The organism is Ensifer adhaerens (assembly GCF_000697965.2).
Taxonomy (GTDB): domain Bacteria; phylum Pseudomonadota; class Alphaproteobacteria; order Rhizobiales; family Rhizobiaceae; genus Ensifer; species Ensifer adhaerens.
The window spans coordinates 806,191-827,084 of the sequence record NZ_CP015880.1 but is presented as its reverse complement, the minus strand read 5'-3'; the positions used below and the strand labels follow the sequence as shown (position 1 = coordinate 827,084).

The 20,894-nt window shown below is 62.3% G+C and carries 22 protein-coding genes; 14 read left to right on the top strand and 8 right to left on the bottom strand.

Annotated elements, in window-relative coordinates; all coding sequences use genetic code 11:
• Window positions 1-113: 113 nt before the first annotated feature.
• The 5 genes from FA04_RS03905 (at window position 114) to FA04_RS03895 (ending at window position 3,244) form a co-directional block, all read left to right on the top strand.
• Window positions 114-455 carry a DUF2147 domain-containing protein gene (locus tag FA04_RS03905; protein WP_034804181.1) on the top strand — a complete coding sequence of 114 codons (342 nt, stop codon included), beginning with the start codon at window positions 114-116 and terminating at the stop codon, window positions 453-455.
• Window positions 456-769: 314 nt separating this feature from the next.
• On the top strand, window positions 770-943 hold the full coding sequence (locus FA04_RS35015) for a hypothetical protein (RefSeq protein WP_034804185.1): 174 nt from the start codon (window positions 770-772) through the stop codon (window positions 941-943).
• A gap of 72 nt (window positions 944-1,015) precedes the next feature.
• Window positions 1,016-1,192 (top strand): hypothetical protein, encoded by a 177-nt coding sequence (locus tag FA04_RS35010; RefSeq protein ID WP_162251053.1) that lies wholly within the window; start codon window positions 1,016-1,018, stop codon window positions 1,190-1,192.
• A 145-nt stretch (window positions 1,193-1,337) separates the two neighbouring features.
• Complete coding sequence (locus tag FA04_RS03900; protein WP_034804329.1) at window positions 1,338-1,658, top strand: YnfA family protein; 321 nt, start codon at window positions 1,338-1,340, stop codon at window positions 1,656-1,658.
• 83 nt (window positions 1,659-1,741) lie between these two features.
• Window positions 1,742-3,244 carry an AMP nucleosidase gene (locus tag FA04_RS03895; protein WP_034804189.1) on the top strand — a complete coding sequence of 501 codons (1,503 nt, stop codon included), beginning with the start codon at window positions 1,742-1,744 and terminating at the stop codon, window positions 3,242-3,244.
• A gap of 42 nt (window positions 3,245-3,286) precedes the next feature.
• Here FA04_RS03895 and FA04_RS03890 read toward each other — a convergent pair whose 3' ends face one another.
• Window positions 3,287-4,240: a lysylphosphatidylglycerol synthase domain-containing protein gene (locus tag FA04_RS03890; RefSeq protein ID WP_034804192.1), complete on the bottom strand. Its 954-nt coding sequence runs from the start codon at window positions 4,238-4,240 to the stop codon at window positions 3,287-3,289.
• A gap of 130 nt (window positions 4,241-4,370) precedes the next feature.
• On the opposite strand from FA04_RS03890, the gene FA04_RS03885 reads away from it, so the two are divergent.
• Complete coding sequence (locus FA04_RS03885) at window positions 4,371-5,348, top strand: glycosyltransferase family 2 protein (RefSeq protein WP_034804195.1); 978 nt, start codon at window positions 4,371-4,373, stop codon at window positions 5,346-5,348.
• Complete coding sequence (locus FA04_RS03880) at window positions 5,341-6,870, top strand: ArnT family glycosyltransferase (RefSeq protein WP_051659670.1); 1,530 nt, start codon at window positions 5,341-5,343, stop codon at window positions 6,868-6,870. Before FA04_RS03885 ends, FA04_RS03880 begins: the two co-directional genes overlap by 8 nt.
• Here the strand turns inward: FA04_RS03880 and FA04_RS03875 are convergent.
• Together FA04_RS03875 and FA04_RS03870 are read right to left on the bottom strand one after the other, a co-directional pair.
• The gene (locus FA04_RS03875) at window positions 6,807-7,730 is read right to left on the bottom strand and encodes a diacylglycerol/lipid kinase family protein (protein ID WP_034804210.1); all 924 of its coding nucleotides are present in this window, start codon (window positions 7,728-7,730) and stop codon (window positions 6,807-6,809) included. The genes FA04_RS03880 and FA04_RS03875 overlap by 64 nt on opposite strands.
• Before the next feature lie 167 nt (window positions 7,731-7,897).
• A complete protein-coding gene (locus FA04_RS03870) occupies window positions 7,898-8,371 on the bottom strand; it encodes an Lrp/AsnC family transcriptional regulator (RefSeq protein WP_034804213.1) in 474 nt (157 codons plus the stop codon).
• 151 nt (window positions 8,372-8,522) lie between these two features.
• On the opposite strand from FA04_RS03870, the gene FA04_RS03865 reads away from it, so the two are divergent.
• Window positions 8,523-9,431, top strand: a complete 909-nt coding sequence (locus tag FA04_RS03865; RefSeq protein WP_034804216.1) for a DMT family transporter — start codon at window positions 8,523-8,525, stop codon at window positions 9,429-9,431.
• A 73-nt stretch (window positions 9,432-9,504) separates the two neighbouring features.
• Here FA04_RS03865 and FA04_RS03860 read toward each other — a convergent pair whose 3' ends face one another.
• The 3 genes from FA04_RS03860 to FA04_RS03850 all read right to left on the bottom strand — a co-directional run bounded on the left by FA04_RS03860 (window position 9,505) and on the right by FA04_RS03850 (window position 12,307).
• Window positions 9,505-10,392, bottom strand: coding sequence for an ABC transporter permease (locus tag FA04_RS03860; RefSeq protein WP_034804219.1), 888 nt, complete (start codon window positions 10,390-10,392; stop codon window positions 9,505-9,507).
• Between the two features lie 112 nt (window positions 10,393-10,504).
• A complete protein-coding gene (locus tag FA04_RS03855; RefSeq protein ID WP_034804335.1) occupies window positions 10,505-11,503 on the bottom strand; it encodes an ABC transporter substrate-binding protein in 999 nt (332 codons plus the stop codon).
• Between the two features lie 231 nt (window positions 11,504-11,734).
• Window positions 11,735-12,307 carry a CGNR zinc finger domain-containing protein gene (locus FA04_RS03850; protein WP_034804222.1) on the bottom strand — a complete coding sequence of 191 codons (573 nt, stop codon included), beginning with the start codon at window positions 12,305-12,307 and terminating at the stop codon, window positions 11,735-11,737.
• Between the two features lie 91 nt (window positions 12,308-12,398).
• On the opposite strand from FA04_RS03850, the gene FA04_RS03845 reads away from it, so the two are divergent.
• Complete coding sequence (locus FA04_RS03845) at window positions 12,399-13,304, top strand: alpha/beta fold hydrolase (RefSeq protein WP_034804224.1); 906 nt, start codon at window positions 12,399-12,401, stop codon at window positions 13,302-13,304.
• Between the two features lie 81 nt (window positions 13,305-13,385).
• Here FA04_RS03845 and FA04_RS03840 read toward each other — a convergent pair whose 3' ends face one another.
• The gene (locus FA04_RS03840) at window positions 13,386-15,047 is read right to left on the bottom strand and encodes an electron transfer flavoprotein-ubiquinone oxidoreductase (protein WP_064816983.1); all 1,662 of its coding nucleotides are present in this window, start codon (window positions 15,045-15,047) and stop codon (window positions 13,386-13,388) included.
• 455 nt (window positions 15,048-15,502) lie between these two features.
• Here FA04_RS03840 and FA04_RS03835 point away from each other — a divergent pair, with 455 nt between their 5' ends.
• From FA04_RS03835 to FA04_RS03825, 5 genes are all read left to right on the top strand, one after another.
• Window positions 15,503-16,801, top strand: a complete 1,299-nt coding sequence (locus FA04_RS03835; protein WP_034789413.1) for an Hsp70 family protein — start codon at window positions 15,503-15,505, stop codon at window positions 16,799-16,801.
• Between the two features lie 97 nt (window positions 16,802-16,898).
• The gene (locus FA04_RS03830; RefSeq protein ID WP_034789494.1) at window positions 16,899-17,783 is read left to right on the top strand and encodes a uracil-DNA glycosylase; all 885 of its coding nucleotides are present in this window, start codon (window positions 16,899-16,901) and stop codon (window positions 17,781-17,783) included.
• Between the two features lie 178 nt (window positions 17,784-17,961).
• Window positions 17,962-18,138 (top strand): hypothetical protein, encoded by a 177-nt coding sequence (locus FA04_RS35005; protein ID WP_089043882.1) that lies wholly within the window; start codon window positions 17,962-17,964, stop codon window positions 18,136-18,138.
• Window positions 18,139-18,212: 74 nt separating this feature from the next.
• Window positions 18,213-18,368, top strand: coding sequence for a hypothetical protein (locus FA04_RS35000; RefSeq protein ID WP_089043881.1), 156 nt, complete (start codon window positions 18,213-18,215; stop codon window positions 18,366-18,368).
• A 197-nt stretch (window positions 18,369-18,565) separates the two neighbouring features.
• Entirely contained in the window at window positions 18,566-19,858 is a 1,293-nt protein-coding gene (locus FA04_RS03825; RefSeq protein ID WP_034789411.1) for an MFS transporter, read from the top strand.
• Between the two features lie 8 nt (window positions 19,859-19,866).
• On the opposite strand, the gene FA04_RS03820 is transcribed toward FA04_RS03825, so the two are convergent.
• Window positions 19,867-20,805, bottom strand: a complete 939-nt coding sequence (locus FA04_RS03820; protein ID WP_034789404.1) for a DMT family transporter — start codon at window positions 20,803-20,805, stop codon at window positions 19,867-19,869.
• Window positions 20,806-20,894 lie beyond the last annotated feature (89 nt).

The window sequence follows — 20,894 nt, the reverse complement described above, 5'->3', positions numbered from 1 at the left end:
GTGCGCGTAAGCTATCTTGCCCGCGGCGGTGAGGAGACTGCCTTTTCATACGAGGACATCTTGAGCTGCCGGCGGAGCGGACCACGCCGGCAGCCTCAATCTGGAGGACACGAATGCTACGTACATTGCTCATCACCGCGACGCTGGCTCTCGGCATTGCCGGAACCGCCGCGGCGGCGGAACCGATCCTAGGCAACTGGAAGACGGCGAGCGGCGCCACGGCGGAAATCGCCCCCTGCGGCGGCGCCTTTTGCATCACGCTGAAGACCGGCAAGCATGCCGGCAAGCGCATCGGCAACCTTTCGGGCACCGATGGCAGCTACTCGGGCGAGATTACCGATCCGGACACCGACAAGACCTATAGCGGCTCGGGCGCTGTCAACGGCAATTCGCTGAAGATGAAGGGCTGCGTGCTGAAGGTGCTGTGCAAGTCGCAGACATGGACCCGTCTCTAACAGAGCCGGCGCGGCAGAAATCGCCGCTACGATTACGACGATGAAAGGGCAGCCGATGGCTGCCCTTTTTTATGGGCGCGAAGGATCTGCCGAGCGGCCTTTCGCCGGCGCCCTCAACCGGCCTTTTGAAATGGCCCGAGCATACGCCTTCCGTTTCGACGGACAGTGCCACCGGGGTCGGCCGGCTCTCGGCTCCGTGGGCGTACAACCGAAGATGAACGCCAGATGAACGGACATCTCAGCATCAATTCAGTTTGGGTATGCGAAAACACACTCAATCGATTTGAACCTGCCTCCAAACAACGGACAGAACCATGGATATCCTCGCTCGGCGCCTCACCATCATCAGCCTTCTGATGGTCGTTTTCGCTGTCACTCTTGCAGCTGCAGTCAGCGCTGACACCGAACGTCGCCGCAGCAACACCTATCTCGGTTCGCTGACCGATTGCACCGCCCACACGGCACAGTACTGCCAGGCCAAGCTCTAACGCAGCCAGGCAGGCTAAGTTCCAGAGCCTCAACTGAAGCCGATCACTTCGTGGTCTGATGGAGAGACGAACATGCTGGCAGCACTTTCGACTTCAGCCTTTCTGTCGCTGCGCGTCCTGGCGCTCGCCAGCCTGCTGATGGCGCCGGTCGGGGCGCTCGCCTACTCCAAGGCCAGCGGCACGGGCATCGGCAAGCAGGGCGCGGGCCTTGTCCTCTTCGTCACCCTGCAGCGCCAGGCCATGACCTGACGGATCGTTGCGGATCGGAACTACGAGCTGAAAGGGGCGCACATTGCGCCCTTTTGTTTTAACCGGCTTGCGCATCGGCGAGCCGCTTTCCTATCCTTGGTTTTCCAGAGGATTCGTCTCAGCCAAGGCCACCAGACCCGAACCGATGCCCGCCTATCTCATCTATGCCCTCGCCGCCCTTGCAGAAATTGCCGGCTGCTTTGCCTTCTGGGCCTGGCTGAAGCTCGACAAGTCTGCGCTCTGGCTTGTTCCCGGAATCGTCTCGCTGGCGCTCTTTGCCTGGCTGCTGACCTTGATCGACAGCCCCGCGGCCGGCCGCGCCTATGCGGCCTATGGCGGCGTGTATATCGCCGCATCGCTCATCTGGCTCTGGCTGGCGGAAGGCGTCAGACCGGACCGCTGGGATCTTGCCGGCATGACGGTTGCGCTGATCGGCAGTGCGATCATCCTCGCCGGCCCGCGTTGAGCAACGGGCCTCAAATCGCCCCGCGGTTGTGCGTGCCGCCATCTTGTCGTTTGCTTGTCAGAAGCCGCAGCCTATAATGCGACATGAACAAGCGAATCTCTTCACACTCCGTCCTTTCCACAGCAACGCCCGAGCCTTTCGAGCCGCAGTATTTCGATGATCCTGCGGCCGCAGTCGATTGCCTCGAGGCGCTTTACGAGCGCAATACCCGGTTCCTCTGCGAGGCGTTCGAGGGGCTGGGCAAGGGCGGCAAGCCGTTGACCCGTTATCGCGCCTGCTACCCGCAGGTCAGCATCGAGACGAGCAGCTTCGGCCATGTCGATTCCCGTCTTTCCTATGGTTATGTCAGCGCGCCCGGCGTCTATACGACGACGATCACGCGGCCAAAACTCTTCCGGCACTATCTGAAGGAACAGCTCGGGTTGTTGACGCGCAACCACGGTCTCGGCATCACGGTCTCGGAATCGGCCACCCCGATCCCCTTGCATTTCGCCTTCGGCGAAAGCGCCTATGTCGAGGCATCGGCCGCCAATGCCATCGACATCCCCTTGCGCGACCTGTTCGACGCGCCTGATCTGACGACCACGGACGATGAGATCGCCAACGGTTCCTACGAACCAGGTCCGGGCGAACCGTCGCCGCTTGCCCCGTTCACGGCGCAGCGCATCGACTATTCGCTGGCGCGCCTCAGCCACTACACGGCGACGAGCGCCAATCATTTCCAGAACTTCGTGCTCTTCACCAACTACCAGTTCTATATAGACGAATTCTGCGCTTGGGCCCGCCAGCAGATGGCGGAAGGCGGCAACGGCTACACAGCCTTCGTCGAGCCCGGAAACATCATTACGCCCGCCGGGGCCGACAAGCCGGAGACGGACTTTACCCTTCCGCGGTTGCCGCAGATGCCGGCCTATCACCTGAAGAAGAAGGGCCACGGCGGCATCACCATGGTCAACATCGGTGTCGGCCCGTCCAACGCCAAGACGATCACCGACCATATCGCCGTGTTGCGCCCGCACGTCTGGCTGATGCTCGGCCACTGCGCCGGCTTGCGCAACAGCCAGCGGCTCGGCGACTACGTGCTTGCCCATGCCTATATGCGCGAGGATCACGTGCTCGACGACGACCTGCCGGTCTGGATCCCGCTGCCGGCGCTCGCCGAAGTGCAGGTGGCGCTGCAGGATGCCGTGGCCGAAGTGACCGGTTATCGGGACTACGATCTCAAGCAGATCATGCGCACCGGGACCGTCGCCACCATCGACAACCGCAACTGGGAGCTTCGCGACCAGCGCGGCCCGGTCAAGCGCCTGTCGCAGGCGCGCGCCATCGCGCTCGACATGGAATCGGCAACGATCGCCGCCAACGGCTTCCGTTTCCGCGTGCCCTATGGAACGCTGTTGTGCGTCTCCGACAAGCCGCTGCATGGCGAACTGAAGCTGCCGGGCATGGCAACGGCCTTCTACAAGACGCAGGTCAGCCAGCATCTGAAGATCGGCATCCTGGCGCTGCAGAAGCTCGCGGCGATGCCGCCGGAAAAGCTGCATTCGCGCAAGCTCAGAAGCTTCTACGAGACCTCGTTCCAGTAGAGGTCAAAACGTCGCTAGGACATTGCCCCACGGCACGGCGCTCTAGCGACGTTTCCCCAAAACCATCGACAACAGCGTGCCCGCGACTGCGGACACGATGATCAGGAGATGCGCGTTGACGCCGGCCGTCGCCAGCAGTTCGAGGCCCGCCCGGCCGGCGGGGGCGCCGAAGGAAACGGCACCGGCCGCAATCGCTGCCGGATAGGTGCCGACGCCAGCCGGCGCATGCATCGGCAGCACCGAAGAAAGCTCGCCTCCGAGCGCGCCGCCAAAACAGGCCGCAAGCGGCGCAACTCCCATGAACGCCAGCACCCAGGCGAGCACGATTACCTTGACGGCCCAGTTGAGGATGGTCATGCCCCAGGCGCGCAGGAACGCAGCCACGGTGCCCGGCAGGCCCGCCTCCAATTCCTCGACGACCGGCTCGAACTTTGCCGGCAGGAGCCTGCGCGCCAGCGCGATTGCGTGGTCCTTCAAGAGAAAGAAGAGAAGCGGCGAGGCAAGCGCCGCAAACCAGACGAGCCAGAGCCCGATCGACCCTCTGCCGAAGACCAATCCGACGACGGCCACGACGAGGAGCGCATGCAGGTCGAGCAGGCGCATGACCAGAAGAGCGGCCGTCCCCCTGGCGAGCGGGACAGAAAACTCCGAACGCATCAGGAGAGGAAAGCTGGTCTCGCCGGCCCGAAACGGCAGCATGATGTTCAGGAGATTGTGGACCTGGGTGACCCGAAAGAGCGGCAGGAAACGCCCCGACGTTTCGCTCGGGAAGTAATCGTAGATGCGATAGCAGCGAATGAAGTAGGTCGCGATGAGCAGCAAGAGGGCCGCAGATGCGGCACCAACGCCGATTTCGGACCACTGGCGCAAGAGCGCCGACCAGCCCCAGAACCACTCAACGAAGGCCGCGTAGGCCGCAATGGCGCCCGCCGACAGCAATGTCATCCGGTTGCGGACGAGCCAGGATCGCCGGTCAGGCTCGCAATCCGATGTCATCAGGCCTCGATTTCCCGTGTTGAAGGGCAAGATTGAACGTTGGTTATCACCGATAACTGTGCAAGAAAACGATTATGTAAGCAGTCCAATTCTTGCGGCAGCGTGAGCGCCGTATGTATGAGCGGTTCCCATGCATCCCATAGAGCTATCCGTCGTCATTCCCGTATTCAACGAAGAAGACAGCATTCAGCCGCTGATTACGCGGGTCCGCGATGCGCTGGCGAATTTTCCGTCCCCTTGGGAACTGATCCTCGTCGACGACGGCAGCACCGATCGAACGCTTGTGAATGCAAGAAAGGCCCTTTCCGATCCCGGCATCGACCTCAAGATCGTTGAACTGCAAAAGAACTTCGGACAGACGGCCGCGATGCAGGCGGGCATCGATGCCGCCACCGGCCGCCTGATCGCCACGCTCGACGGCGACCTGCAGAACGACCCGGCCGATATTCCCGAGATGGTCACAGCGATCGAGGAGCGTCAGCTCGACCTGCTCGTCGGCTGGCGAAAGAACCGGCAGGATGGCCTGCTCCTTCGAAAAATCCCGTCCTGGTGCGCCAATCGCCTGATCGGCAAGATCACCGGCGTCCGGCTTCATGACTATGGCTGCAGCCTGAAGGTCTATCGCGCGTCCGTCATCAAGCAGGTGAAGCTGATGGGCGAAATGCATCGCTTCATCCCCGCCTGGGTCGCAGGCGTCGTGCCGAGCAGCCGCATCGGCGAAATGCCGGTCACCCACCACGCACGGCAGCATGGCCAATCCAAGTACGGGATCTCCAGAACCTTCCGGGTGATTCTCGATCTTTTGTCGGTGCTGTTCTTCATGCGTTACAAGGCGCGCCCGGGACACTTCTTCGGTTCGATCGGCCTTGCGACGGGGGCGCTCAGCGCCCTGATCCTCCTCTATCTCGGCTTCGACAAGTTCGTGCTCGGCAACGATATCGGAACCCGCCCGATGCTGATCGTCGGCGTGATGTTGTTCCTGTCGTCGGTTCAGCTCATCACCACGGGCATTCTCGCGGAAATGATGGCGCGCACCTATTTCAGCGACGACGGCACGACGAACTATATCGTCCGGCAGGTCTTCGTGCGGGACCAGACAGATGCTTGAGGCCGTCAACCGCCGGCCAAACCTGATCCTTGCGCTGATTGCGGGCTACTTCCTGCTTTGCATCGCACTGAGGCTTTCCGCTTCGACTTCGCTGGAGATCGACGAATCCGAGCAGGCCTATGTCTCGCAGTTCCTGATGCTCGGCTACGGCTCGCAACCGCCTTTCTACAATTGGCTGCAATACGGGCTGACCTCGCTGTTCGGCCCGTCAGTGGCGACGATGACCGTACTCAAGAACGGCCTATTGTTCCTCTGTTGTCTCTTCTTCGGCCTTGCATCCCGCGAGGTTCTCGGCGACCGGCGCCTTGCAGCCATCACGACAATGGGCGTCCTCGCTCTGCCGCCGATCTTCCTGCTTGCCCAGCGCGACCTCTCGCACACGGTCGCCGCGCTATTTGCCGTTTCGCTCTTCCTGTACGCATTCCTGCGGACGATGAGCCGACCGACCTTCTTTGCCTACGCTCTTACAGGCGTCGCCGTCGGGATCGGCGTCATCTCAAAGTACAACTTCGTGATCGTTCCGGTCGCGGCGATCGTCGCGATCCTGCCCGAACCGAAACTTCGCGCCCGGCTCTTCGACTGGCGCATCCTTGTCGCAATCGCAGTCTGCGCGCTGATTGCCCTGCCGCACGGCACCTGGGTCCTGCAAAATATCGGCGCCGCGTCGAGCAATACCTTCAAGGAAATGGGAACGGGGCAGGAAGCCGGTTTCGTGTCGAAGGCGTTGAAGGCGATCGTCGCGCTCTTTGCCTCGACGCTTCGCGGCTCAGCGATCATCCTCGCCGTCTTCGCCCTCGTGTTTCGCAAGGACCTGCCGGCGATCTGGCGCGCCGACAGCCTCTGGGCTCGGGTCGTCGGGCGCATGCTGGTCCTCTGTCTCGGCGCCGTTCTCGTCATCATGCTGGTCACCGGCGCCACCCATATGCGGGAAAAGTGGCTGGTTCTCTTCCTCGTCCTGCTGCCGCTCTATCTGGCCCTCAAGGTCGAGGCGTCCGGCGTTGACACCACACGTAGCGTCCGGCCCGTCGCCCTCTTTATCGGCTTCGTCATCGTGACCACGCTGGTCGTGGTGTCTACCCGCGCAGTCGTGCGCCCTTGGTTCGGCAAGGTTTCGAGACTGAGCATTCCCTACAGCACCCTCGTCGACACCGTCGTTCAGCAGCACGGACACGAACCGGCGATGGTTCTGGCCACCAACAAGCAGGTGGCCGGCAATCTGCGAACGCGCCTGCACGGGGCCAAGGTCTACGTGCCCGGCAACAACAGCAGCCCGGCGATCGGTCAGCTGGCCGGGCCGCTTCTCGTTGTCTGGACCAACGACGGCAAGGCCGATGCAGCGCCACCGGCGCCACTCGTCGATGTCCTCAAATCCTTCGGCGTGCCGGAAACGCACTTGCAGCCGCAGCAACTCGCCCTGCCCTATCTCCACGGCACGCTCGAGGATCGCTACAGTTTCGGCTACTTCTGGATCGACGATCCGTCGCGATCCGCGCCGACGAGCAGCTTGAGCTCGCCAGGGTGAATGCGAAGCGCGACGTCGCGGCCCATGGGCAGAAGTTCGCCGTCGATGACGCAGTTGATCTTTCGTTCGACCTTCGGAAAATGCAGATCGAGGGCATGACCGCTCATGGCGGTAATCAGCGGACTGTCGCGAAACTTGCCGCGCATTACATCGAGCGCGAGCTTGGCGACACCCGGCGGACTCAGCGGCGGCGCCGTGTAAAAGCCGAGATGGCCGGCGGTCACGTCGTCCGCATACATCAGCGTGTCGCGGCCGAACGGATTGTTGGAAACCGAGACCGCCGAGACATGACGGCTCTCCTTGTGACCATCGACATCGAACTCGATCTCGAAATCCGGAGGATTGAGAATCACTCCGATTGCGGCGCGGGTGCTGGCGGCGATCTTTCCCGCTCTTGAGCGAAAGCTGTAGGATTCGCGGTAGCGCACCATGCGCGCATGCAGCCCCATGGAGAATTGATGCACGAACGCACGGCCATCGGCGCTGCCGATGTCACCGTCGATAATCACGCCATTCGCCAGCACTTCCGGCACTTTCCAGATATCGAGCGGCAGCTTCAGCGTGCGGGCAAAAAGATTCATCGTTCCGGCGGGAACGACGCCGAGCGGCATGCGGTTCTTCCAGGCGACGCCGGCGGCGGCCGAAATCGTGCCGTCACCTCCGCCGGCAAGAATGGCGTCGAGGTCGTCGCGACGGCAGGTCCGCTCCAACGCCTCTTGCATCTCGTTTCCGGAAACCGCTGCAATCTCGATCTGGTGGCCTGCGGCCTGGAAGACGTCTTCGACCTTCTGGCCATAGGCGGCCATGTCCGTCGTGCGGAACGTTCCGCCGTCGCGATTGAAGATTGCCTTGATTTTCATGAACGGCTCGTCGGCTCCATTGCCGCGGCAATGCGGCTCACCGCGATCAAATAAGCGCGATTGCGGCCAATTCCAGAACCTTACCGAAACTTAACGGGAGCGCCGGTCGTTCGTCCGCTCCATCACGACCAGCACAACAGAAGCCGAGTGTCACAGCAATGCAGCGATCAGCGCGGTTCGGGCAACTTCAGCGGCCCGCCTGTCTTGATCGAGCGGATGGCGAAATTGGACCGGATGTCGGTGACGCCGGGCAAGGCCAACAGCGTCTCGGTCAAGAGTTTCTCATAGGCAGGCAGATCCTCGACGACGACCTCGGCGAGGAAATCGGCATTGCCGGAGATCAGGAAGCAGGAGACCACCTCGGGGATGGCGAGCAGCGCCTCCTGCTGCTGCTGTGCGTTCTCGCGGCTATGGCGCCCAACCTTGATTTCGACGAAGACCGTCAGCCCGAGACCGGCTTCCTTACGATCGATGTCGGCCCTGTAGCCGCGCAGGATGCCGGATTTTTCCAGGTTGCGGATGCGCCGCAGGCAGGGCGACGGCGAAAGATTGACCTTTTCGGCAATCTCGACGTTCGTTGCGCGCGCGTCCTGCTGAAGGATTCTAAGGATGGCGAGGTCGAATTTATCGAGGCTTGGCATTTTTATGAACTTCAGTTGTTGTTATTGGCACATTGTTGCTGACGATAGTCTATTTCAGGCACAAATCGCAAGGACATGCCCCGCTATCAGGGCGTAATCTCCTTCCAGACCCAAAAGCCTCTCAGGTATCCAATTCGGGAAGGAAATTCAAATGGTTGCGCTCGCTCTCGATCGCGGCAATACGACGCCTGTCGCCGCCGGCTATGCCGGCGCCTTCGTAACCGTCCTCATCTGGGCGGGCTGGATACTGGCGACCCGCCACTCGGCCGGCACCGCGCTTGGCACGATCGACCTCGGGCTGATCCGCTACGGCGTGCCGGCGATCCTTCTTGCCCCGGTCTGGCTGAAGACCGGACTTCTGCCGCGCAAGCTGCCGCTGCTGTTGCTCGTCCTGATGGTCGCCGGTTCGGGCGCCCTGTTCTTCCAGGTCTCCGCCTTTGCGATCCACTCCGTTCCGGCCTCTTCGGTCGGCGTTCTCCTCGGTGGCTCGATGCCGCTTGCCACCGCGCTCATCGGCATCACGGTCTTCGGCGAGCGGCCGGACCGGATGCGCGTGCTCGGCTTTGCCGCAATCCTTGCCGGCGTCGCCATCCTCCTGACGCGAAGCCTCGGAAGTGCGGCCTCGACCGGCTGGAGCGGCTATGCGCTGCTGCCGACTGCGGCGACCCTCTGGGCGATCTATACCCATGCCTTCCGCCGCTCCGGCCTCAGCCCGCTGCAGGGAAGCGCCCTGATCGCCATCTGGTCGTTCCTCATCCATCTCGGACTTGCCACCTGCTTTGGAACCACCCTTGCCAGCGTTCCGGTCCAGGAGATCGCCTTGCAGGTCACCAGCCAGGGCATCCTGTCCGGCCTCGTCGCCATGGTAGCCTACGGCTTTGCCGTAAAGAGCCTTGGCGGCACCCAGGCGGCCGCCTTCACGGCACTGACACCGGTTCTCGCGATGGTCGGCGGCGCCGTCCTGCTCGGCGAGCAGATCGGCCCCTTCGAGATCCTCGCCGCGGTCGTCACCGCTACCGGCGTCGCGCTTTCGACCGGCATTCTTTCGTCCAAGGCCTGAACGCAAAACTCGTTAAAATGGGAAGGCCCCGGAGGTGTTCGCTCCGGGGCCTTTTTCTGTCTCGACGACAAGCTCAGCCGTGAATGATTTCACGGTGTTTCTGCAGCCGGTGACCGTAGGCCTGGCTGACGCGATCGAAGATGATGGCAATGCCGACGATCGCAAGGCCGTTGAAGATGCCGAGCGTGAAGTACTGGTTGGCAATCGCCTTCAGCACCGGCTGGCCGAGGCCCTGAACACCGATCATCGAGGCGATGACCACCATGGCGAGCGCCATCATGATCGTCTGGTTGATGCCGGCCATGATCGTCGGCAAGGCGAGCGGCATCTGGACGTTCTTGAGCTTCTGCCACGCCGACGAACCGAAGGCATCGGCCGCCTCCAGCACGTCCTTGTCGACGAGGCGAATGCCAAGGTTCGTCAGGCGAATCATCGGCGGGATCGCGTAGATGACAACGGCGATCAGCCCCGGCACCTTGCCGATGCCGAGCAGCATCACGACCGGGATCAAATAGACGAAGCTCGGCATGGTCTGCATCACGTCGAGGATCGGATTGACGATGTTCTGAAACCGATCCGAACGGGACATGACGATGCCGATCGGAATGCCGACGGCGATCGACAGCACGGTGCAGACGAAGATCATCGAGACCGTCTTCATCGTGTCGTCCCACATGTCGAAGTAGCCGATCAGAAGCAGCGTGCCGATGCAGCCGGCGACGATCTTCCAGTTGCGGCTTGCCACCCAGGCGATGAAAGCGATCAAGATCAGGATGATTGGCCAGGGCGTCTTCGTCATGAAGCGCTCCGACTGGATGAGAAAGAATTGCAAGGGCTCGAAGAAGCCTTCGATCGCGTCGCCATAGGCGCGCGTGAAGCCGCGAAATCCCTCGTCGATCGCCTTTTTCAAGGTTCTCAGGCTCTCGTCATCCATGTGTGGAAACTGGGTCAACCAGTCCATTCCATTTCCCCTTCAGATTTCGCCGGCCGCGATTGTTGTTTTGCCTTTGCCGGACCTCGAACGAAGAGGCGGCGCACATGACTGCGCCGCCCGCTGGTTATGACCATCGCGATCAGAGCGCGGCCTTCACCTTTTCGGCGACCTCGGGCGAAACCCACGGGGTCCAGATATCGGGGTTTTCCTGCAGGAAGTGCTTGGCGCCCTCCTCCCCGCTCGCCTGATTGTCGGTCATCCAGGCCATCAGCTTGTTGACCGTGTCGTTGGTCCAGGCGCGCTTGTTGAGGTAATCCATAGCCGGGCCGGCGCGATCGGCGAAGGCCTTGGTCACCAGCGTCTGGACCTTGTCCTTCGGCCAGTCGTTCTTCTTGGGATCCGGGCAATCGGCAACCGTGTTGCAGCGCTTCCATTCGGCCGGATCGGCGGCCACACCATGCTCAAGCTTCACCATCTCGTACTTGCCGAGAAGGGCCGTCGGCGCCCAGTAGTAGCCGACCCAGCCCTGCTTGCGCTCATAGGCCTTGGCGATCGAGCCATCGAGGCCGGCGGCCGAACCGGTATCGACCAGCGTGAAGCCAGCCGTTTCGCCGCCATAGGCTTTATAAAGCTGCGTCGTCACGACCGTGCCGCCCCAGCCCTGCGGGCCGTTGAAGACGGCGCCCTTGCTTGCGTCTTCCGGATCCGGGAATAGTTCCTTATGCTTCAAGGCGTCATCGATCGTCTTGATGTCGGGATTGGCATCGACGATGTATTTCGGCACCCACCAGCCCTGGACGGCGCCATCGGAGAGCGCCACGGCGGCGCCGACGAGCTTGCCCTCCTCGAGGCCGCGATTGACGACATCCGGAAGCAGGTCGACCCAGCCTTCGGGTGCGACATCCGGCTGGCCCTTTTCGATCATCGAGGTGATCGTCGGCACGGTGTCTCCGACCACCAATTCGGCATTGCAGCCGTAGCCTTCCGTCAGGATGATCTTGTCGACACTCGCCAGCACCTCGGCGCTCTGCCAGTTCATGTTGGCGATCGTCACGTCGCCGCATTCGGCGGCCGAAGCTGCGCCGGCGAGGCCAAAGAGGCCCGCGGCCAGGCAAGTCGTTGCAAGAAGCTTCTTCATTTCCGTTCCCTTGTTTTGGCGGTGCATCCCGTCGCACTGCCGATCTCACCGCGGGGATCGACAGCGTCACAGGGCTCGGTCCAACTCAAGACAACAGGGACCGAACGGCCTGCAGATCCGTCGGCTTCAAGCCGATGACATCATGAAAGCTAACGGGCTTTTCCGGCAAGGACTTTCCCATTTGCGTCAACGGGTGCCTTTCCTAATATTTGCGCATCGTTGAAGTGGTCGTCAGGACGTTTTGCTGCGCTGGTAATAGCGCGACACGCGCACCCGGTTTCCGCAGCGCGCCGCCGAGCACCAACGCCGCCGGGCATTGCTGCCGACGAACAGCATCACACAATCCTGCGCCTCGCATTTGCGGATCAGCCTGGCGTCGCCGCCGGCAAGCAACGCCGCAGCGTCCTCGGCGAGGAAACCGGCTAGCTGGACCATGGGCTCCGCCGTTCTTTCGCTGACGAGCCGCGGCGGATCGGTCCAATCGAGACGGCGGACGACCGGTGCTGCCTCCATTGCCGCGTTAAGGCCCTCGATATCCGCGGCCGGAACAGGTTGCCTGTCCATCACATGTGCGATGGCCGACGCCGCATGCGAGCGGACGGCAAGGACTGGCGCGAGATCGTCGGCGTCGGCCGCACCGATGCTGGCAAACGCGACATCCGACATGCGAGGCCCCTCCAACGCCAGCCAATGCGCGAGCCCGCCATCGGCCGCGAAGAGATCGACACGGCCGCTCGCGGTCAAAGGGCGAGTGTTGACGAGATCGAGAGCAAGGGGCTCTCCGACGAAAGGAACCAGATCCATGCAGGCCTCACATAATGCATAATTTCGATATTGACGCATTAGGCTTTCTGGCGCAATTCTAATGCATAAATATTACCAATAGGAGTGTTAAATGAGCAGGCATAGCATTCCATCGATCCGCCACCGGTTCATCGAGGCCGGAGGCGTCCGCGTCTTCTACCGCGAGAGCGTGCCGACCGGAGCGCCGGCCGATTTCCCGACAATCCTGCTTCTGCACGGCTTCCCCTCGTCTTCCCACCAGTACCGGCGGCTAATGGACGCGCTTGGCAGCGACTACCGTCTGATCGCGCCTGACTATCCGGGCTTCGGGCATAGCGACGCGCCGACCTCGACGAACGAAGGCGGCAGTTTCGTCTACAGTTTCGACAAGCTGGCGGATGTCATGGAAGCGTTCGTGGATGCGCTCGCGCTGAAATGCTTCGTCCTCTACGCCTTCGATTTCGGCGCGCCCGTCGGGTTTCGTCTTGCAAGCAGAAAGCCCGAGCGCATTGCCGGGCTGATCGTCCAGAACGGCAATGCCTATCTGGAGGGGCTTTCCGACATTGCCCGCGACTTCATTGCGCTCAAATCCGAGGACGAAGGCGCTGAAGAGCAGGTGCGACAGTTGCTGACCTTGGAGATGACCCGTGCGCAATATGTCGGCGGGACGAAGGATCCGGACCTGGTCGCACCTGACGGCTGGACCATGGATCAGCACTTCCTCGATCGCCCGGATCGCCGCCAGCCGCAGATCGATCTTGCCTTCGACTACAAGAGCAACCTTGCCCGCTACGGCGAATGGCAAGAGTGGCTGCGCCGCGAACGGCCGCCGACCCTGATCACCTGGGGCCGTAACGATCCCTTCTTCACAGAGAAGGGCGCTCGCGCCTTCCTCACCGACCTTCCTGAGGCCGAGCTCCACCTGTTCGATACCGGCCACTTCGCGCTGGAAGAAAACCTGCCGGAGATCGCACCGCTGATTGCCGATTTCGTTGATCGCATCTGGGCGAAGGCATGAAACGACAAAGGCGCCGTGGCCAATGGCCGCCGGCGCCTTTGTAAACCTCAATGGCCGCGGATCTAAGACCGCCTCCCGAACTCACATGTTCGGATAGACCGGGCCTTCGCCACCCTGCGGCGGCACCCAGTTGATGTTCTGGTTCGGGTCCTTGATGTCGCAGGTCTTGCAGTGCACGCAGTTCTGGGCGTTGATGACGAAGACGTCCTTCCCGTCCTTCTCCACCCATTCGTAGACGCCGGCCGGACAGTAGCGCGTCGACGGACCGGCATAGACGTCATGCTCGGAGCGCTTCTGCAGCTCCATATCCTTCACCTGCAAGTGAACCGGCTGGTCTTCCTCGTGGTTGGTGTTCGACAGGAACACCGACGACAGCCGGTCGAAGGTCAGGACCCCATCCGGCTTCGGATAGTCGATCTTCTGGTGCTGCGCTGCGGGTTCGAGCGACTGCGCGTCGGTCTTTCCGTGCTTCAGCGTGCCGAAGAAGGAGAAGCCGAACAGCTGGTTGGTCCACATGTCGAGACCGCCGAGCCCAACGCCGATCGCCGTGCCGAACTTCGACCACAGCGGCTTGACGTTCCTCACCCGCTTCAGGTCCTGGCCGATGGCGCTGTCGCGCCAGCCGCGTTCGATCTCGATCGGCTCGTCATTGGCGCGGCCAGAGGCGATCGCCGCCGCCAGCTTCTCGGCCGCTAGAATGCCTGAAAGTACCGCATTGTGGCTGCCCTTGATGCGCGGCACGTTGACGAGACCGGCCGAACAGCCGATCAGCGCACCACCGGGGAAGGACAACTTCGGTACCGACTGGTAACCGCCCTCGGTGATCGCACGTGCGCCATAGGAAAGCCGCTTGCCGCCCTCGAACGTGCCGCGGATCGCCGGATGCGTCTTGAAGCGCTGGAACTCCTCGAAGGGGAAGAGATAGGGGTTCTTGTAGTTGAGGTGCACGACGAAGCCGACGGCGACCATGTTGTCTTCGAGGTGGTAGAGGAACGAGCCGCCGCCGGTCTTCATGCCGAGCGGCCAGCCGAAGGAGTGCTGCACCAGACCCGGGCGATGGTTCTCGGGCTTGACCTGCCAGAGCTCTTTCAGACCGATGCCGAACTTCTGGACGTCGCTGTCCCTGGAGAGATCGAACTTGGCGATCAGCTGCTTGGCAAGCGAACCGCGCACGCCCTCGCCGATCAGCGTGTATTTGCCCAAGAGCGCCATGCCGCGGGCGAAGTTCGGGCCCGGTTCGCCGTTCCGCTCGATGCCCATGTCGCCGGTGGCAACCCCGATGACCGCACCCTCGTCGTTGTAGAGCACTTCGGTGGCGGCAAAACCCGGATAGATCTCGACGCCGAGTTCCTCCGCCTTGGTCGCCAGCCAGCGACAGACGAGCCCAAGCGATACGATGTAGTTGCCGTGATTGTTCATCAGCGGCGGCATCAGGAAGTTCGGCAGGCGGATCGAGCCGGCGGGTCCCAAGAACAGGAAATGATCGTCCGTCACCTCGGTCTTGAACGGATGGTCGGCGTCGGCGCGCCAGTCCGGCAGCAAGCGGTCGATGCCGATGGGATCGACGACGGCGCCCGACAGGATATGCGCACCGACTTCAGCGCCCTTTTCGAGCACGACGACCGAAAGCTCCGGATTGACCTGCTTCAGCCGGATCGCCGCCGCAAGACCCGCCGGCCCCGCACCCACGATCACAACGTCGAACTCCATGCTCTCGCGTTCGGGCAGGTCTTGTTCGGTCATACCGTCTCTCCAGTCTCACCGGTCTTCTGCCGGCTCCGTTCCCAGGGCATATCATTCCGTCATGGCAAATGCAGTTTGGCTTGTCGAGCCGGGATGCGACAGACGATGCCCGCTTTTGCGCATGAGGTCATGAGTATAGGCAAATATCTATATGACGTGTACGTAAACGTAAATAAATCAATTTGTCGCGCAGCGAAGCTATGACCCATGCGGCCTTGCTTTTGCCGAAGAGCCGTGCGACGAGGCCGCCGCACCCTTCCAGCGGTACGCGCTGGCACACCCCATTCGCAATCGGCACGCGGCAAGGCGCCTCTCGGCGTCCGGACGGCGTGTCTTTCGGCTTTGAAGCCGGCCGCCCATCGATCCCCGAAAGCGGCCCACGGAATTCATGTTGCGTCGCGCGCCACCGGCCCCACTCCGGGCGGCGAAGCGACGCCAGATGCAAGGAGACACTCATGGTCAAGGCACTCGGCTTTGATTTCGGCACCACCAATTCCGTTCTGGCGGTTGCCGCGGGCGAAACGACCCACTCGATGCGCTTCGACAGCCTCGCCGGCTCGACCGATGCCATGCGTACTGCCCTCTCCTTCATGAAGGATGCCAAGCTTGGCGCCCAGGCGCTGAAGGTCGAGGCGGGCCAGGCCGCAATCCGCGCCTTCATCGACAATCCCGGTGACTGTCGTTTCCTGCAGTCGATCAAGACCTTTGCCGCAAGCCCCCTCTTCCAGGGCACGCAGGTCTTTGCCAAGCGCCACAGCTTCGAAGACCTGATGCGCGTGTTCCTGACCAAGCTGCGCGACTATGCCGGTGACGGCTGGGCGGACCAGTACAGCCGCATCGTCGTCGGCCGTCCGGTGCACTTTGCCGGCTCCAGCCCCGACCCTGCGCTGGCGCTCGAGCGCTATGGCGCAGCCCTCTCCGAATTCGGCTTTCCGGAGGTGCACTACGTCTACGAACCGGTGGCAGCGGCCTTCTACTTCGCCCAGAACCTGAAGCAGGACGCAACTGTGCTCGTCGCCGACTTCGGCGGCGGCACCACCGACTATTCGCTGATCCGCTTCGAGACCAAGGCCGGGCGCCTGACGGCAACCCCGATCGGCCATTCGGGCGTGGGCATCGCCGGCGACCATTTCGACTTCCGCATCATCGACAACGTCGTCTCGCCACTGATCGGAAAGGGGAGTCTGTTCAAGAGCTTCGACAAGCTGCTTGAAGTGCCGTCGAACTACTACGCGAATTTCGGCCGCTGGAATCAGCTTTCGATCTTCAAGACACTGAAAGATTTCACCGATCTGAAGAAGCTCGTGCGCCAGAGCCTGGAGCCGGAAAAGCTCGAGGCCTTCGTTGACCTGATCGAGCATGACGAGGGCTATCCGCTCTACAACGCGATCTCGGCCACGAAGATGCAACTGTCGAAGGAGGACGAGACCGAGTTCTATTTCGCCCCGCTCGGCGAAATGTCGCGCCGCACCGTTCGCCGCAGCGATTTCGAAGGCTGGATCGCGCCGGAGCTCGCCCGCATCGAGGGCGCGCTGGATGATGTGCTGCAGTCGACGGCAACGGCACCCGAGACGATCGACAAGGTGTTCTTGACCGGCGGCACCTCCTTCGTTCCGGCCGTACGCGGCATCTTCGAGCGGCGTTTCGATGCCGACCGGATCGAGAGCGGCGGCGAACTGCTGTCGATCGCCCATGGCCTGGCGCTGATCGGCGAGCACGAGGACATCGCCCACTGGACCGCGAATGCGGCCTGAGCCGACGCGCGAACCGGATGTGCATGACCTTGGATAGGAGGGTCGAGCGCCGGAAAAGCGGTTCCGGTCCGGCCGCTTATGGGCTAGGTTGGCGGCCATGATTTCCGCCAACGACCTTTCTCCGGCGCAGCTTGCCGCCCTTCTCGCCTTCCACGGCGATGCGGGCGTCGAATGGCTGCTGGAAGAGGAACCGGTCGACCGTTTCGCCGAGTTCGAGGCGATGAAGGCAGCACGCGGCAACGCCCGCGTGGCGGCAACCAGCAACCGGACGGAGGCACCCGCTTCGCAACCGACGGCGCGCCAGACAGCGGCGGCCGCTGCTCCCACCCCTTCCCGCGCACCTGCCCCAGTCGCGAACGCCCCTGCGGTCGCCATCCCCGATGCGCAGGCGATCGAAGAGGCGCGCTTTGCCGCCGAATCGGCCCGGTCGCTCGCCGAGCTCCGCGTTGCGATGGAAGGTTTTGCCGGCTGTAATCTCAGGAACAGCGCCCGCAATCTGGTCTTTGCCGAGGGTGATCCGGCAAGCGGCATCATGATCGTCGGCCCGATGCCCTATGCCGACGACGATCGCGACGGCCAGCCTTTTGCGGGCCGCCTCGGCGAGATGCTGACCCGGATGATGGCGGGCATCGGTCTTACGCGCGAGAGCGTGCTCTTGAGCAATGTCGTGCCCTGGCGCCCGCCGGGTAACCGCGTGCCGACGGCGCGCGAGGCCGATATCTGCCGACCCTTCATCGAACGCCAGATCGCGCTGGCAGAGCCTAAGCATCTGCTGCTGCTCGGCAATTTCACCGCCCGTTTCTTCTTCGGCGGCAACGACACGATCCACCAGCTTCGCGGCGAATGGCGCGAGCTTGCGATCGGCGGCATTAACGTGCCGACCCTTGCCACGCTGCATCCGCAAGACCTGGTGACGGCGCCGATCAACAAGCGCTTCGCCTGGCAGGACCTGCTTGCCTTCAAGGCCCGCATTCACGGCTGATCCTAAGGAAAGCGCCCTGCCCGGATCGTGCTCCCGGCCGCTTGCCCGTTTCATGAACAAAGAATGAAGAAAGCCATGCGGTTTGCGCATATCAGCGGCGCATTTTGACGCATTGCAAAACGTTATGTTGCAGCGCAATATACCGGCACGGGAGGAATGGAATTTAAGGAATTGAACCATGACTGCCCGCTTTCGTCCGATCCACAGCAGCTTTGAGACGCTCCGCCACACTGGCGCTGCTTACCGGACGCCGTTCAACCGCTTTGGCACGGCAGCCAACGAGCAGATGACCGCGATTGGCCTCGCCCGGACCACCCGTCCGGCGCAGATTTTCGCCGACTTCATCCAGCGCTGATCCCCACGCGATACGCGGCTTTTGCGTATCGCGTGACGCATCGTTTGACCCGACACGAAGAAAGGAACGAACCCATGACCAAGCCGATTGCCAGCCTCAAGGTCCTGCTCGATTCGATCTCCGACATCGGTACGGCCGTGCGCGCCTCGCGCGAATATACCGTTCTCAGCACCAAGAAGGATGCACGCCGCGCCCATCGCACGGCCGTGAGCCCGTTGCTGCCGAACTGACTGCTGCCCGCAGGTATAAGCACCGCCTTTTTGCCATCGCCTGTCGCAATCGACAGGGCGTAAAAAACTGGATAGAGCCACACTCGTCCCGACTAAGGAGTGTCAGGCTCATCCGGCCCTGCCAGACCGTTCCTCGCTCCATCTGCGTTTGCTTGTCATCGGACAAATGACGAAGCGCCACGTTTCCAGGAGCGCCGATGCTGGCCAGCCTCGCTTCCGTCTTCAGCCTGATGGTGTCGACCCTGCTCATGATGGTCGGCTTCGGCCTGCAGAGCTATGTGATCCCCGTGCGTTCCGTCGCCGAGAACTGGTCGACGCTGACGGTCTCGGTGATCGCCACCGGCTATACGGTCGGCTTCACCCTTTCCTGCGTCGTCACGCCGAAATTCGTGCTGCGTGTCGGCCATGTGCGCGTCTTCACCGCGCTGATCACGCTGCTCTCCATAGCTATCCTGCTCTGCGGCCTCATCGTCGACTGGCGCGCCTGGATCGTCTTCCGTGCCATTGCCGGCTTTGCCATCTCCGGCAGTTATCTCGTCATCGAGAGCTGGCTCAATGAGCGCGTCACCAACGAGAACCGCGGCCTGCTCTTTTCGCTCTACCTGATCACGACGATGGTCGGCACGATCGGCGGGCAGTACATGGTGCCGCTCGGAGATCCGACTAACACGTCGCTGTTCATGCTCTGCAGCGTGCTGTTCTCGCTGGCGCTATTGCCGACGGCGCTCTCCTCCTCTCCCATGCCCGCGCCACCGGCACAGGCGAAGTTCGATATCCCCGCCCTCTTCCGCCGCTCGCCGGTCGCCGTCGTCGGCGGTTTTCTCGCCGGTGCGCTCTCCGGCGCCTGGCTGAACCTCGGCGGGGTCTTCACCCAGAAGATCGGACTTTCGACGGCGGAAGGCGCGACACTGCTCGCCTCGCTATTGACCGGCAGCGCCCTCTCGCAAATCCCGATCGGACGTCTCTCCGACAAGATCGACCGGCGCATCGTCATGGTTGGCTGCGGCATCGTCGGCGTCATCTCGTGCCTGGTGATGTCGGCATCGATCGGCAGCCAGCCCGCCGTTCTCTACATCATCGCCGCTTTCGTCGGATCGGTGCTGTTCCCGATCTACGCACTGAACGTCGCCCATGCCAATGATCTCGCCAAACCCAACGAGTATGTCGAAACATCCTCGGGCCTGATGATCACCTACGGGCTCGGCACGATTTCCGGCCCGCTGATGGTCGGTCCGGTCATGGATCGTTTCGGCCCGGCGGCGCTGTTTCTCGTCCTTGCCGTCTACTTCGCGCTCTATGGCGGCTATGCAGCCTGGCGCATTCTGCGGCGCGAGCAGCACAAGGGGCTCGTCGTCAAGACCGACTTCCAGGCAACGAGCGTCATGCCGACGCCCGGCCCTGATGTGACGAGCCCGGCTGCCCAGCAGGCGGCACAGGAACCGCTGATCGACGACGATACGGTTCCTGCCTGGGAAAACCCGCGGCCGTAGGCCGTGGCTCAGCCCTGCGGCGTCACATGCTTGCGAGCGCCCCGGCGCTCGAGGCCAAGCCGATGCTCACGGAAAATGATGAAGATGCCTGCACCGACGACGATAGCCGTGCCGACGAGCATGGCGGCCGTCGGGATATCGTCGAACAGGAAGTAGCCGATGATCAGGCCGAGCACGATCGAAGTGTATTCGAACGGTGCGATGGTCGACATGTCGGCATGGCGATAGCTTTCGGTCAAAAGGATCTGGGCGACACCGCCACAGAAACCGGCGACCATCAGCAACAGGAAGGCCTCGCGCGAGATCGACGGCCAGCCGAAGGGCAAGGTCGCGAGAGAGAAGACCGAGGCCGACAGCGAGAAATAGAGCACGATCGTGTGGGTGCGTTCATTCTTGACGAGTTTTCGCACCAGCACCATGGCAACTGCGCCCAGGGCCGCCGAAACCAGCACGGCAGCAGCGCCCAGTGCCTCCAGCGAACCGAAGCCGCCTTCGCGAAAAAGGGTCAGCCGTGGCCAGGTGATGATCATCACGCCGACCAGCCCGATGACAACGGCCGACCAACGGTAGAGCCGCACCGACTCGCCTAGAAAAATCGCGGCGAAGGCGACGGCGATCAGCGGCATGGCATAGCCGATGGCGATGGCTTCAGGCAGCGGCAGGTGTACGAGGCCGTAAAAACCGAAGCTCATTGCGAGAATGCCGACGAAGCCGCGAGCGATATGGCCGGTAAAATCTTCGGTCTTGAAGGCGTCGCGCAGCTGTCCGCGGAAGGCGAGATAGCCGAGGATCGGCACCATGGCGAAGGCCGAGCGGTAGAAGGTGATCTGGCCGGTGGCGATCTCGTTTCCGGCCGCCTTGATCAGCGTCGACATGCAAACGAAAATGACGACTGAAAGGACCTTGAGCAGGATCCCCTTCATCGGGCTTTCGACTTCCGCATCCATTGAGGGCACTTTTCGAACAGCCTTGACCGGCGATCAGCTGGCACGCGGGCTGGTTTGGAGATTTTTCAGCGGAGAGCACCGCTGCAGGA